General features: G+C 67.7%; 11 protein-coding genes. 6 read left to right on the top strand and 5 right to left on the bottom strand.

Going from position 1 to position 13,157, the window contains the following annotated elements:
• Positions 1-103 precede the first annotated feature (103 nt).
• Positions 104-1,360, bottom strand: a complete 1,257-nt coding sequence (locus tag ACSQ1W_RS20125) for a murein hydrolase activator EnvC family protein (RefSeq protein WP_436045765.1) — start codon at positions 1,358-1,360, stop codon at positions 104-106.
• Complete coding sequence (gpmI, locus tag ACSQ1W_RS20120) at positions 1,360-2,895, bottom strand: 2,3-bisphosphoglycerate-independent phosphoglycerate mutase (RefSeq protein ID WP_436045763.1); 1,536 nt, start codon at positions 2,893-2,895, stop codon at positions 1,360-1,362. The genes ACSQ1W_RS20125 and gpmI overlap by 1 nt, the downstream gene beginning before the upstream one ends.
• A gap of 159 nt (positions 2,896-3,054) precedes the next feature.
• On the opposite strand from gpmI, the gene ACSQ1W_RS20115 reads away from it, so the two are divergent.
• The 3 genes from ACSQ1W_RS20115 (at position 3,055) to ACSQ1W_RS20105 (ending at position 6,229) form a co-directional block, all read left to right on the top strand.
• Positions 3,055-3,714 (top strand): hypothetical protein, encoded by a 660-nt coding sequence (locus ACSQ1W_RS20115; protein WP_192274448.1) that lies wholly within the window; start codon positions 3,055-3,057, stop codon positions 3,712-3,714.
• A gap of 83 nt (positions 3,715-3,797) precedes the next feature.
• A complete protein-coding gene (locus ACSQ1W_RS20110) occupies positions 3,798-5,498 on the top strand; it encodes a M28 family metallopeptidase (RefSeq protein WP_436045762.1) in 1,701 nt (566 codons plus the stop codon).
• Positions 5,499-5,836: 338 nt separating this feature from the next.
• Positions 5,837-6,229, top strand: coding sequence for an MAPEG family protein (locus tag ACSQ1W_RS20105; protein WP_436045761.1), 393 nt, complete (start codon positions 5,837-5,839; stop codon positions 6,227-6,229).
• 189 nt (positions 6,230-6,418) lie between these two features.
• On the opposite strand, the gene ACSQ1W_RS20100 is transcribed toward ACSQ1W_RS20105, so the two are convergent.
• Entirely contained in the window at positions 6,419-7,147 is a 729-nt protein-coding gene (locus tag ACSQ1W_RS20100; RefSeq protein WP_436045759.1) for a pseudouridine synthase, read from the bottom strand.
• 82 nt (positions 7,148-7,229) lie between these two features.
• On the opposite strand from ACSQ1W_RS20100, the gene ACSQ1W_RS20095 reads away from it, so the two are divergent.
• Both ACSQ1W_RS20095 and ACSQ1W_RS20090 read left to right on the top strand, forming a co-directional pair.
• Positions 7,230-10,019, top strand: a complete 2,790-nt coding sequence (locus tag ACSQ1W_RS20095) for a M16 family metallopeptidase (RefSeq protein ID WP_436045757.1) — start codon at positions 7,230-7,232, stop codon at positions 10,017-10,019.
• Positions 10,016-10,291: a hypothetical protein gene (locus tag ACSQ1W_RS20090; RefSeq protein ID WP_436045756.1), complete on the top strand. Its 276-nt coding sequence runs from the start codon at positions 10,016-10,018 to the stop codon at positions 10,289-10,291. Before ACSQ1W_RS20095 ends, ACSQ1W_RS20090 begins: the two co-directional genes overlap by 4 nt.
• 659 nt (positions 10,292-10,950) lie before the next feature.
• On the opposite strand, the gene ACSQ1W_RS20085 is transcribed toward ACSQ1W_RS20090, so the two are convergent.
• Entirely contained in the window at positions 10,951-11,787 is an 837-nt protein-coding gene (locus tag ACSQ1W_RS20085) for an endonuclease/exonuclease/phosphatase family protein (RefSeq protein WP_436045755.1), read from the bottom strand.
• 130 nt (positions 11,788-11,917) lie between these two features.
• Between ACSQ1W_RS20085 and ACSQ1W_RS20080 the strand changes: the two genes are divergently transcribed.
• Positions 11,918-12,322 carry a hypothetical protein gene (locus ACSQ1W_RS20080; RefSeq protein WP_436045754.1) on the top strand — a complete coding sequence of 135 codons (405 nt, stop codon included), beginning with the start codon at positions 11,918-11,920 and terminating at the stop codon, positions 12,320-12,322.
• Between the two features lie 27 nt (positions 12,323-12,349).
• On the opposite strand, the gene ACSQ1W_RS20075 is transcribed toward ACSQ1W_RS20080, so the two are convergent.
• The gene (locus tag ACSQ1W_RS20075; RefSeq protein ID WP_436045752.1) at positions 12,350-12,910 is read right to left on the bottom strand and encodes a type 1 glutamine amidotransferase domain-containing protein; all 561 of its coding nucleotides are present in this window, start codon (positions 12,908-12,910) and stop codon (positions 12,350-12,352) included.
• Positions 12,911-13,157 lie beyond the last annotated feature (247 nt).

The following is a 13,157-nucleotide window of genomic DNA, read 5'->3' as shown; positions in this document are numbered from 1 at the left end:
GGGTGCTCGGATGAGACTTCGCACGCATGCGCGAAGTTCACCGGATTATGCGCGAAGCCCCGAACGCCAGATGTTCAAGCCGGGTTAGGACCGGCGGCGCCGTTCATCGCCGCTGCAGCCATGAGGACGGGTCCACCGGCTGGCCATTGCGGCGCAGTTCGAAGTACAGCGCCGCCTGGCCCTGTCCGCCCGACGTGCCGACGCGCGCGACCGCATCGCCGCGCTTCACCCGGTCGCCACTGTCCTTCAGCAGGCTGTCGTTGTGCGCATACAGGCTCATGTAGCCGTTGCCGTGGTCGAGGATCAGGATCAGGCCGTAGCCGGTCATCCATTCCGAGAACACCACCGTGCCGTCGGCCACCGCGGTGACCGGCGTTCCCGATGGTGCGCCGATCAGTACGCCGGTGCTGGCGCGTCCGTCCGGCAGACGACCGCCGTAGCGCGCCAGCAGGTTGCCCGAGACCGGCCAGCCCAGTCCGCCGACCTTCAGCGGCGGCGCGGAAGCGACAGCGGGCCGCGGCGTCGACGCGCGTGGCGTGCGCGCGGACGGTGGGTTGCCTTCGCGCTTCTGCGCGGCCGCCGCGGCGGCGGCTTCGCGTCGCGCCGCGGCCCGACGTTCGGCCTCGGCGCGTGCCGCAGCCGCACGCAGGTTCTTCAGCAGCGTCTCGAGCGAACGCGCGTCCTGGCCGAGCGCCTTCTCCTTCGCCGCACGGTCCTGGTAACGCTGATCGAGGTCGGCCATCAGGCTCGCGCGCGCCTTGCGATCCTTCTCCAGTTGCGCGACCTGGCCGCGCTGTCGCGCCCGCGCCGTATCCAGCTCGGCCTGGCGGGCGACGATATCGCGCTCCACCTGGTCCAGCGCCGCCAGTTCGGTGTTGAGGGATTCGATGCGCCGTGCCTGGTCGCGCTGCACGTAGCGGTGGTAGGCCAGCAGGCGGTTGGCATCCGCCACGCGGTCCTGCGACAGCAGCACCTTCAGCGGCGCATCGTCGCCGCGCTGGTAGGCCGAGCGCACCAGCGCCGTCAGCTGCTTGCGCTGCGCCGCCTGCTGGCCCTGCATCGTGTCGCGCTTGCGCTGCAGCTCGTCCAGCGCCGCGGCTTCGCGGCGCAACGCCGCTTCGGTGTCGGACAGCGACCGCGCGGTGCGGCCGACCTGTTCGTCCGCATCGCGCAGCTGGCGCGACGCGGCACCGCGCTCGCTTTCCAGCTTGCGCCGTTCCTGCCCGATCGACTTCAACTCGCTGCGCACGCGCTCCAGCTTGCGCTCGGTCTCGCGCGACGTCTGCGCGGTCGAGGTCGCGACGACCGACAGGCCGGCCAGCAGGATCGCGACGACTGCAGCGCGCGTGCGGTGCGGCATCAGGCGTCGATCAGGCTGCGGCCGCTCATGTCGGCCGGCTGCGGCAGACCCAGCAGTTGCAGCAGCGTCGGCGCGACATCGCGCAACGCACCACCGCTGCGCAGCGTGACCGCCGGCGCGCCTTCCGGCTGCACCAGCACCAGCGGCACCGGCCCGACCGTGTGCGCGGTGTGCGGCTGGCCGGTGGCGGGGTCGCGCATCATTTCCAGGTTGCCGTGGTCGGCGGTGATGATCATCGCGCCGCCCGCCTTACGCACCGCCGCGTCGACCGCGCCGACCGCCTTGTCCACCGCCTGTGCGGCGAGGATGGCGGCCTGCAGGTCGCCACTGTGGCCGACCATGTCGGGATTGGCGATGTTGCAGACGATCGCGTCGAAACGGCCCGCGCCGATCGCCTCGACCAGCTTCTCGGTCAGCTCCGGACAGCTCATTTCCGGCTGCAGGTCGTAGGTGGCGACCTTCGGACTGGGGATCAGGATGCGCTCCTCGCCGTCGAACACGTCCTCGCGGCCGCCGCTGAAGAAGAACGTCACGTGCGCGTATTTTTCCGTCTCGGCGATGCGCAGCTGGGTCAGGCCGTGCTCGGCCAGCAGTTCGCCGAAGGTCTCGCGCAGGTCGTCCGGCCCGAACGCCACCGGCGCCGGCAGCTTGGCGTCGTATTCGGTCAGGCAGACGTAGCGCGCCAGCGCCGGCACGCGCCGTTCGAAGCCGTCGAACGCCGGCGACACGAAGGCCGCACTCAGCTGGCGTGCGCGGTCGGCGCGGAAGTTCATGAACACCACCGCGTCGCCATCGGCCATCGCCTGCGCACCGTCGATCACCATCGGCAGCACGAACTCGTCGTTCTCGCCGCGCGCATACGCATCCTCCAGCGCGGCCACGCCGGTCGCGGCGCGGTACTCGCTCTTCGCCTCGACGATCGCATCCCACGCCAGCTGCACGCGATCCCAGCGCTTGTCGCGATCCATCGCGTAGTAGCGGCCGCTGACCGAGGCGATGTGCGCATTGCCGAGCGTCGTGCACAGGTCCTGCAACGCGCGCAGGCTGGGCTCGGCCGACTTCGGCGGCGTGTCGCGGCCATCGAGGAAGGCGTGTACCGCGACGCGCGGCACGCCCTGGCGCTTGGCCAGTTCGAGCATCGCGAAGATGTGCAGTTCATGGCTGTGCACGCCGCCCGGCGACAGCAGGCCGAAGACATGCAGGGTCTTGCCACCGACCTTCGCGGCCTCGCAGGCCGCGACGAGCTCGGCATTGGTGTAGAAGCTGCCGTCTTCGATGGCGGCATCGATGCGGGTCAGGTCCTGATAGACGATGCGGCCGGCGCCCAGATTCATGTGGCCCACTTCCGAATTGCCCATCTGCCCGTCCGGCAGGCCCACGTGACGGCCTTCGGTGTGGATCAGCGTGTGCGGCGCGGTGGCCAGCAGGCGGCGCCAGTTCGGCAGCTCGGCCTGCGCGAGTGCATTGTCCGTGGGATCTTCGCGATGCCCCCAGCCATCCAGGATCAGCAGCACGACGGGCTTGGGACGCTTCACGGACGCAGGGGATGCGGACACGGCAGGATTCCAGTGACTTCAGGCAGGTGACGATTGTAGCGAAGCATGGTGCCATCCATGCCGGTGCAACGGTGTTTAAACCCTTGGGCATGCCGCCGCATCAGACCGATACGAGACCACCCGAGAGGCAACCCCATGATCCGTCCCCGCACCGCCCTGCTGCTGACCCTGGCCCTGGCCACCACCCCTGCGCTGGCCCAGCAGGAAATCTCCAAGGTCAACGGCAGCATCACCGCCGACGCCGGCCAGACCTACGGCGACCTGGATACCGTGAACGGCAGCATCCGCATCGGCGATGGCGTCACCGCCGAAGACGCCAGCACCGTCAACGGCAGCATCACCGTCGGCGACAAGGCCGTCGTGGAATCGCTGGAAACCGTCAACGGCGGCATCCGCACCGGCAAGGACGTGAACGTCCGCAAGGACGTCGAGACCGTCAACGGCAGCATCTTCATCGATCGCGGCGGCGTGGTCGGCGGCGACGTCGAGACCGTCAACGGTGCCATCGGCCTGGTCGGCACGCAGGTGGGCGGCAGCATCGAGACCGTCCGCGGCGACGTCACCGTCGGCGTCGGCTCGAAGGTCCGCGGCGGCCTGCGCGTGCAGAAGTCCACCGGCTTCTTCAACACCGACAGCAAGAAGCCGCCGCGCATCGTGATCGGCCCCAATGCCGAAGTGAACGGCCCACTGGTGTTCGAGCGTCCCGTCGTGCTGTACGTGCACACCAGCGCCAAGATCGGCCCGGTGACCGGCGCCACCGCCAAGTCGTTCAGCACTGACACCGCGCCGGCCGAGTAAGACCCTGCATGCGGGCGGGTCCGGCACAGGTCCGGCCCGCCCTTTGTGGCTAGAATCGGGATTCCGTTCGTTGAGGAATCCCGATGTCCCGCAAGTTGATGCTGGTGCTTGCCACCGCGGCCGCCCTGGCCGCGTGCAAGCAAGAAACCGCGGCGCCCGCGCCCGAGGCGGCCACGCCGCCGCCCGCCGCCGCCCACACCTTCACCGCCGACATCACCGAGGCCGACTTCGCCGACATGGTGAACACGCTGGCCTCGGACGAATTCGAAGGCCGCGCCCCGGGCTCGGTCGGCGAAGAAAAGACCGCGACCTACCTCGAAGCGCAGATGAAGCGCATCGGCCTGCAGCCGGGCAACAACGGCAGCTATTTCCAGGACGTGCCGATGGTGGAGACCACCGCCGACGAGGCCGCCACCACGCTGTCGCTGACCACCTCGGCCGGCAAGCGCGACCTGAAGTTCGGCACCGACTACGTGATCGGTACCCGCACCGGCCAGACCGACGTCAAGCTGGATGCCAGCGACCTGGTGTTCGTCGGCTACGGCGTCGATGCGCCGGAGCAGACGTGGAACGACTACGCCGGCCAGGACTGGACCGGCAAGACCGTGGTGATCTTCGTCAACGATCCCGGCTTCCACGCCAAGGACGAGACGCTGTTCGGCGGCAACCGCATGACCTACTACGGGCGCTGGACGTACAAGTTCGAAGAGGCCGCGCGCAAGGGCGCCGCTGCCGCATTGATCGTGCACGACACCGCCGGCGCCAGCTATGGCTGGGACGTGGTGAAGAACTCCTGGTCCGGCGCGCAGTACGACCTGCCGGCCAAGGACGACCCGGAGAAGCGCATCCCGCTGCAGGGCTGGCTGAGCGCGGAAGCCGCCAAGCAGCTGTTCGCCGATGCCGGCCTCGACCTCGATGCCGCCTACGCCAACGCCGGCAAGCGTGGCTTCAAGCCGGTGCCGCTGAAGGCCCAGGTGTCCGCCACGCTGAAGAGCAGCATCACCGAGAAGACCTCGCGCAACGTCATCGGCGTGCTGCCGGGCGCCAGCAAGCCCGATGAGGCCGTGCTGTACATGGCGCACTGGGACCACCTGGGCAAGCACGAGGGCGAGGAAGGCGACAACATCTACAACGGTGCGGTCGACAACGCGACCGGCGTGGCCGGCATCCTGGAGATCGCCGAAGCGTTCGCCCACCAGGATCCGAAGCCCGCGCGCTCGGTGGTGTTCGTGGCGGTGACACTGGAGGAATCCGGCCTGCTAGGCTCCAAGTACTACGTCGCGCACCCCACCTTCCCGCTCAACAAGATCGCCGGCGTGATCAACCTCGACGCGATGAGCGTCGGCGGCAAGTCGCGCGACTTCGTCGTCACCGGCAAGGGCAACTCGCAGCTGGAAGACATGCTGAAGGTCTACGCCGACCAGCAGGGCCGCGTGCTCGCCGAGGAAGGCAACCCGGCCGGCGGTTATTACTTCCGCAGCGACCACTTCAACTTCGCCAAGGCCGGCGTGCCGGCGCTGTACGCCAAGGGCGGCAACGACCTGCTGGAAGGCGGCGTCGAGGCCGGCAAGGCAGCGAGCGAGGAATACGCCAAGCGCTACCATCAGGCCAGCGACGAAGTGCACGAAGGCTGGAAGCTGGACGGCGTGGTGCAGGACCTGCAGGCGCTGTACGGCGTCGGCAAGGACCTGGCGGTCGAAGACAAATGGCCGACCTGGTACGACGGCAACCCCTTCAAGGCCGCGCGCGACGCGATGATGAAGGCAGAGCCGGCGAAGAAGTAAGCCGGCGGCTGTGATGCCATAGGAAGACGGCGCCGGAAGGCGCCGTTTTCTTTTTCATGGCGCTGCGACCGGCCCGCGATCTCTCCTGTGGGAGCGACGTCAGTCGCGATGAAGCGACCGGCCCTCCCTCCTGTGGGAGCGACGTAAGTCGCGATGAAGCTCTACCGGTGGCCCATCGCGACTGACGTCGCTCCCACACCCACCCTCCCTCGCACCCGGCAGCACGTCATCGCGCCCCCTCACCCCAACCCTCTCCCCCGTGTCGGGAGAGAGGGGGCAGAAGCGTGGACGTCGGCCCGCGCACCCACTACCCTGCGCCATCCTTGGAGGGAATACGCATGGCCATCGCTTACTGGTGCATCCTGATCACCGCACTGCTGCCGTACCTGTGGGTCTTCATCGCCAAGCGCTCCGGCGAGCGCTACAACAACCGCAACCCGCGCGCGTGGCTGGCCAAGCAGGACGGCAACTACAAGGTGCAGCGCGCCAACGCCGCGCACCTCAACGGCTTCGAGGCGTTTCCCGCGTTCGTCGCCGGCGTGCTGATGGCGCAGCTGGCCGGCGTGCCGGCGGACACCATCACCCCGCTCGCCATCGCCTTCGTCGTCGCGCGCGTGCTGCACGGCATCTTCTACCTGGCTGACAAGCAGTCGCTGCGCAGCCTCATCTGGCTGGTCGGCATGCTGTGCGCCGTAGCGCTGATGGTGCTGGCGGCGATGCGGGTGGCGTGAGGCGTGAGGCGTGAGGCGTGAGGCGGCTTGTAGCTTGTTGTAGGAGCGACGTCAGTCGCGACCGCACGCCATGGCAGCCACTGATGTTTGGAGGCAGGCGCAGGTGCCGATACGTCAGGACGTGATCTGACGATCACGGTGTTTCATTTGTGCGGTCGCGACTGACGTCGCTCCTACAGAAGGCTACCGCTACCGCAAATCCCCTTCCCACCCGAACAGCGCAAACGCTTTCAGGAACTCCGCATCCAGCGGCGCGACCGCCTCGATGCGTTCGCCGGTCAGCGGATGCGGGAACGACAGCCGTACCGCATGCAGCAACATACGGTGCACGCCCTGCATGCGGAAGTTCCGGTTGTGGCGGCCATCGCCGTGGCTGGTGTCGCCGATCAGGTGATGGAACGCGTGCTTGAGGTGCCGGCGGATCTGGCGGAAGCGGCCGGTTTCCGGCTGGCAGCGCAACAGGGCGTAGCGTGAGGTTTCGAACTCGCCCGACGGCAGCGGCAGTTCACCCGTCGCCAGCCGCACGAAGCGCGTCAGCGCCGGCTTCTTCTCCGGCTTGCCCGGGCCGCCATCGATCGCGTGATCGACGATGAAGTCCGGCTCCGGCCAGCCGCGGCACACGGCCAGGTAATCCTTTTCCACTTCGCGCGACATCAGCACCTTGCCCAGCGTGGAGGCACTGTCGCGGTCGAACGCCACCAGCAGGCAGCCGCTGGTGGCGCGGTCCAGCCGGTGGATCAGGAAGATCGGCTTGCCGAACTGCGCGCGCAGGCGGTCGGCCACGAAATCGGTCTCGCCGCGGGCCAGCTTGCTGTCGTGCGCCATCACACCGGCGGGCTTGTTGACCACCGCGATCTGCGCATCGGCGTACAGCACGGGCAATGCGCCGTCGTCGGTCGTGGTCTCACCGTAATCCATGAATCAACCTTTCCTGCAAATCTGCGACACTCGGGGTCCGCCGCACGCGATGGACGCCCGCGGCCCTGTTGGAGGATCGTGGATGTCGTCACCCCGCTTCATTGTCGCACTCGGACTGGCCGTCACGCTGGCCCTGGGTCATCCCGTCACGCTGCAGGCGCAGACCGCGTTGCCGAAGGGCGTCGCCGCCGGCCCCAGCATCGAGGGCATCAGCGAATACACCTTGGCCAACGGCCTGCGCGTGCTGCTGTTCCCCGATGCCACCAAGCCCACCGTGACCGTCAACCTGGTCTACCAGGTGGGCTCGGTGCACGAGAACTACGGCGAGACCGGCATGGCGCACCTGCTGGAGCACCTGCTGTTCAAGGGCACGCCCACGCAGTCCGACATCAGCGGCGAGATGAAGAAGCGCGGCATCGACTTCAACGCCACCACCGGCCTGGACCGCACCAACTACTTCGCCTCGTTCCCCGCGAACAACGACACCCTGGAGTGGGTGCTGAAGATGGAAGCCGACCGCATGGTCCATTCCAATGTCGCCAAGAAGGATCTCGACAGCGAGATGACCGTGGTCCGCAACGAACTGGAGGCCGGCGAGAACAACCCCGGCGGCGTGCTGTTCCAGCGCATCCGCTCCACCGCGTTCCTGTGGCACAACTACGGCAACACCACCATCGGCGCGCGCAGCGACGTGGAAGGCGTGCCGATCGACAAGCTGCAGGCGTTCTACCGCCAGTGGTACCAGCCGGACAACGCCACGCTGATCCTCGCCGGCCGCCTCGACACCGCCGACGTGCTGGCGCGCGTCGCCCGCCACTTCGGCCCGCTGAAGAAGCCCACCCGTCCGCTGCCGCGCTTCTACACCACCGAGCCCGCGCAGGACGGCGAGCGCGAGGTCACCGTGCGCCGCGTCGGCAACCTGCGCCTGGTCGCCGCCGCCTACCACGTGCCCGCCGTCGCGCATGCCGACAACGCCCCGCTGAGCGTGCTGGCGAACGTGCTGGGCCACACGCCGGGCGGCCGTCTGCACAAGGCGCTGGTCGAGGGCAAGCTGGCCGCAGGCAGCGGCGCCAACGGCGAATCGATGCGCGATCCGGGCCTGATGACGGTCGTGGCCGTGATTCCGGCCGACGGCGATGCGAAGAAGACCGAAGACGAGCTGCTGAAGCAGGTCGAACAGATCGCGTCGCACCCGATCACCCAGCAGGAAGTCGATGAAGCCAGGCAACGCATCGGCAACGCGTACGACCTGTACTTCACCGACGTCAACGCGGTCGGCATGGGCCTGTCGGAATTCCAGTCGGCCGGCGACTGGCGCCTGCTGTTCACCAGCCGCGATGCCATCGACAAGGTCACCGCCGCCGACGTCAACCGCGTCGCCGCCGCCTACCTGAAGTCGAGCAACCGCACGCTGGGCCGTTTCATTCCCAGCGAGACGCCGGACCGTGTTGAGATTCCCGCTGCGCCCGCCGTCGCCACCCTGGTGGACGGCTATACCGGTCGCGCCGCGGTCAGCGCGGGCGAGCAGTTCGATCCCTCGCCGCAGAACATCGAGTCGCGCACGCAGACCTTCACCCTGGGCAAGGCGCTGCGCGTATCGCTGCTGCCGAAGAAGACGCGCGGCGGCACGGTGATCGTCGACGCCAACTTCCGCTTCGCCGACGAGGCCGCGCTGACCGGCCGCGAGGGCGCCGCCGGCATGGCCGGCGCGATGCTGATGCGCGGCAGCAAGACGCTGACGCGCACGCAGATCGACCAGCGCATGGAACAGCTGAAGACACAGGGCAACATCAGCGGCAGCCTGCAGGGGGCCGCCATCGGCCTGCAGACGCGGCGCGAACACCTGGCCGACGCGCTGGCGCTGGCCGCCGACGTGCTGCGCAACCCGGCGTTCCCGGAGGCGGAGTTCGAACAGCTGCGCGTGCAGGCGCTGACCGGCATGGAGGCCTCGCGGCAGGAGCCGGGCGCGATCGCCGGCCGTGCACTGGGCCAGTACTTCGACCCGTGGCCGGCCGGCCATCCGCTGCGCACCCGCACGCTGGACGAATCCATCGCCCTGATGAAGGCGCTGAAGCTGGACGACGTGCGCGCGTTCCATCGCGACATCTACGGCACCTCCGAAGGCGAGATCGCCATCGTCGGCGACTTCGATCCGGTCGCCGTGCACGCGCAGCTGGAACAGCTGTTCGCCGGTTGGCAGGCGGGCAAGCCGTACGCGTCCATCGACACGCGCTACACGGACGTCGCGGCGAAGCAGCAGCGCTTCGAAACGCCGGACAAGCCCAACGCCGTGCTGCTGGCGCGGCAGAACCTGTCGCTGCGCGTGACCGACGCCGACTACCCCGCGATGATCGTCGCCAACCGCATCTTCGGCGGCGGCGCGCTGAAGTCGCGCCTGGGCGACCGCATCCGCCAGCAGGAAGGCCTCAGCTACGGCGTCTCCAGCGGCATCCGCGCCGACGACAGCCGCAGCGGCAAGGACGATGCCGGCAGCTTCACCGTGCAGGCCATCGCCGCGCCGGAGAACATGGCCAAGGTGGAAGCGCTGGTGCGCGAAGAACTGGACAAGCTGCTGAAGGACGGCGTCACCGGTGAGGAGCTGAAGGACGCGGTGGCCGGCACGCTGACCGAACGCCAGCAGGCCCGTGCCGAGGACGGCACCGTCGCCGGCATGCTGACCGACCAGCTGTACTTCGGCCGCACCATGCAGTTCACCAGCGACCTGGATGCGAAGTACGCCGCGCTGACGCGTGAGCAGGTCAACGCGGCCATCCGCAAGTACCTGAAGCCGGAGTCGCTCAGCGTGTTCGTGGCGGGCGACTTCGCCAAGAAGGCCACGGGCGCAGCGGCGACCTCGGGAGGCACGCCATGACGGTTGAAACCGACGCCAAGCGCGACGCCTCGCTTGCCCGCTGGCAGAAAATCCGCGACCAGGGACCGCTGCGCTTCATCCTGCTGCGCGGCGTGCTCGGCTGGGGTGTCCCCACCGCCTTGCTGTGGTGCGGACTGATGACGGTGTTCACCGAGCGGGAGTTCCTGCCGCTGCTGATCGCCGCCCTGATCGGCTTTCCCGTCTGCGGCCTGATCTGGGGTGGGGCGATGTGGTTCATCGCGGAGCGGAAGTTCGGGCCGCCTGCACGCTGACCGCGCAGGCGGGACATCACGACCTGCAACGACGGCCCCGCGAGGGGCCGTTTTTGTGGGTCTCGCGCTCACCGAAGATCCCTTCTTCCCGCCGCTGCGGATATCCCCCTCGCCCCGCGTGCGGGGAGAGGGTGCCGAAGGCGGGTGAGGGGCGAACGGAGAGGCGACGTGGAACGCGTCCGTGCTGTCGCCAGAGGCGGACGCGCCGACCGATTCCCCTTGTCCCATCATCGCGCATGCCCCTCATCCGCCCTGCGGGCACCTTCTCCCCGCCTGGCGGGGCGAAGGGCAAGCAGCGCGGCGCCTCCATCTCACATTGCGCCGTGAGCACGGGGTCCGCAGTACCGCAGATCGAGCCCGGAATCCCAACGATCGGGCAAAGAAAGCCATCGATGGTGCTCTTCCGTGCCATCGATGGGTTTCAAAGACCCATCGATCGCATAGGGAAAGCCATCGATGGCACATCCAGACCCATCGATGGCTCGCCGAAAGCGATCGATGGCTTTCCGGAACCCATCGATCGCTTTCCGAATGCCACCCCATCGCCCTCGGAATCCCATCGATGGCTCGTCGAGTGCCATCGATGGCACTTTTCGCCCAGCGCCTGGCTTTCCGAGCCCGATCGATGGGGCTCGGAGCGCGATCTCCCGGTTCCGCCGCTACGGCAACCGCAGCGTCATCACCAGCGGAAAGTGATCTGACGGATAGCGCTGGTTCCAGCGCGTGGTCACCGAGGTGATCGACTCGGGCTGTGCGCCCTTCACGAAGATCCAGTCGATGCGCTTGTCGGCGTTGCCGGTGAAGCCGTGGAACGTCGCGTCGCTGCCTTCGACGCGCAGCGCGGTCGTCCACGCATCCTGCAGCGTGCGCGCCAGTACCACGTGCACGTCGCTGTCGGGCGTGGTGTTGAAGTCGCCGGTCAGCACCACCGGCACGCCGGCCGGCAGTGCGGCCAGATGCGCGGCGATGGCCGTCGCCCCTTTCACGCGCGCCGCTTCGTCCTGGTCGCGGTACGGCAGGTGCGTGTTGAACAGATAGAAGCGCTTTCCATCGCTGCGCTGCTCGAACAACGCCCACGTGACCATGCGCGGATACAGATGGTCCCAGGTGATGCTGCCCGGCACGTCGGGCGTGTCGGACAGCCAGAAGTCGCCGGATTCGATGACCTTCAGGCGATCGGTCCGGTAGAACACGCCCATGCGTTCGCCGCCGCCATCGGCATCGCGCCCGCGGCCGAACCACGCGTACTGCGGCAGCTCGCGGGCGAGGTAATCCGCCTGCGACTTCACCAGTTCCTGCATCCCGATCACGTCGGGCTGCTGCTCCTGCAGCATGCGTACCGCCAGCGGCTTGCGTGTCTCCCAGTAGTCCACGCCATCGCTTTCCACCGGCAGTCGGATATTGAAACTCATGATGCGCAGCGGGTTATCGGCGGCGTACGTCGGCAGCGCCACAAAACCGAACAAGCAGGCCAGCAGCAAAAGGCAGCGACGCATGACGCGCTCCTCGAATAGGGGTCACTATTGTTACGCAAGCCGACGATGAATTGACGGCAAATCCGCTACCAGCGCCCGCTCAGGGACCCCGCATGCTCGTGCAAGATGGACGCACCTGAAAGGAGATCCCATGCATACGACTGCCCTCATCCTGCTGCTGGTCACCACTCCCGCAGAGCCGCCTCCGCCAGTGAGCCTCACCATCGACACGCAGGTAAGATCGGAGTCCGTGGATCCGGCGACCGCCTGCGTGGAGAAGCGCCTCAAACCTTTCATGAGTCCCTACGGCATTCGACAGGCGTGGCCGGTGATGGCCTCGCCGCCATCCGAGTTCCTGCAGGTCCTGGGAACGCCGCTGTCGGACATGGGCCACATCGCTGATGGCTATCAGCAGTTCCTGCATGTCGATCCGCAGGCACGCGCGGTCTACGTGATCCAACAAGGCGGCTTCGCCGGCACCACCAAGGTGTATGGGCCGTTGCCGCTGCCCCGCTGCACGCCGGCCGTCGAAACACCGGAAGCACCGCGGCGCTGACGGCCGCGGTGTCGGCGCGGATCAGGCCTAGCGACGCTGGCCGCCGTGCTTACCCTCTGCGATTTCTTCCACCAGCTTCGCGCAGAAGGCAGGCAGGTCCTTCGGCGTGCGGCTGGTGACCAGTCCCTTGTCGACGACGACCTCATCGTCCTTCCAGGTGGCGCCGGCGTTCTCGAGATCCTTGCGGATGTTCGGCACCGAGGTGATGGTGCGGCCTTTCAGCACGTCGGCGTTGGCCAGTACCCACGGGCCATGGCAAATCGCACCGACCGGCTTGCCGGCCTCGAAGAAGCCGCGGGTGAAGGCGAGCGCCTGGTCGTCCACGCGCAGCTTGTCTGGATTGAACAGGCCACCGGGGATCACGAGCGCATCGTAGTCCTGCGCACTGACTTCCGACAGGACGTGGTCTACATCCACCTGTTCGCCCTTGTCGAAGTGCTTGAAGCCCTGGATGCGGCCACCGTCCAACGACACGACATCGACCTGAGCGTTATGTTCCTTCAGGGCACGCATCGGCTCGGTCAGTTCGGACTGCTCGAAGCCGTCGGTGGCGAGGATGGCGACGCGTTTTCCGGTCAGGTGGCTCATGGGAAGACTCCCGTGGGAAAGGAAGTTCACCGTAGACTCCCTGCCGCGTACGGCACGCGAAAGAATCGTTGTGACCGCGTCAACATCGACGGTCCGCATGCGCCATGATCCGCTGGTTCATAGGCAGACGGCTCGCTGGTGGACCGCGCGATCCTTGCGGGTGTCGCTGTGAGTTGACGACGGGCCACGCTGGGAACTGCGGAGGTATTCCTAGCCACGCTAACGCGGAGTACGCTGACCGTCTGAG

The organism is Pseudoxanthomonas sp. LjRoot143 (genome assembly GCF_964252945.1).
In the GTDB taxonomy this organism is placed as follows: domain Bacteria; phylum Pseudomonadota; class Gammaproteobacteria; order Xanthomonadales; family Xanthomonadaceae; genus Pseudoxanthomonas_A.
Note: the sequence above shows the minus strand (reverse complement) of the source record. Positions and strands in the feature narration are given on the sequence as shown.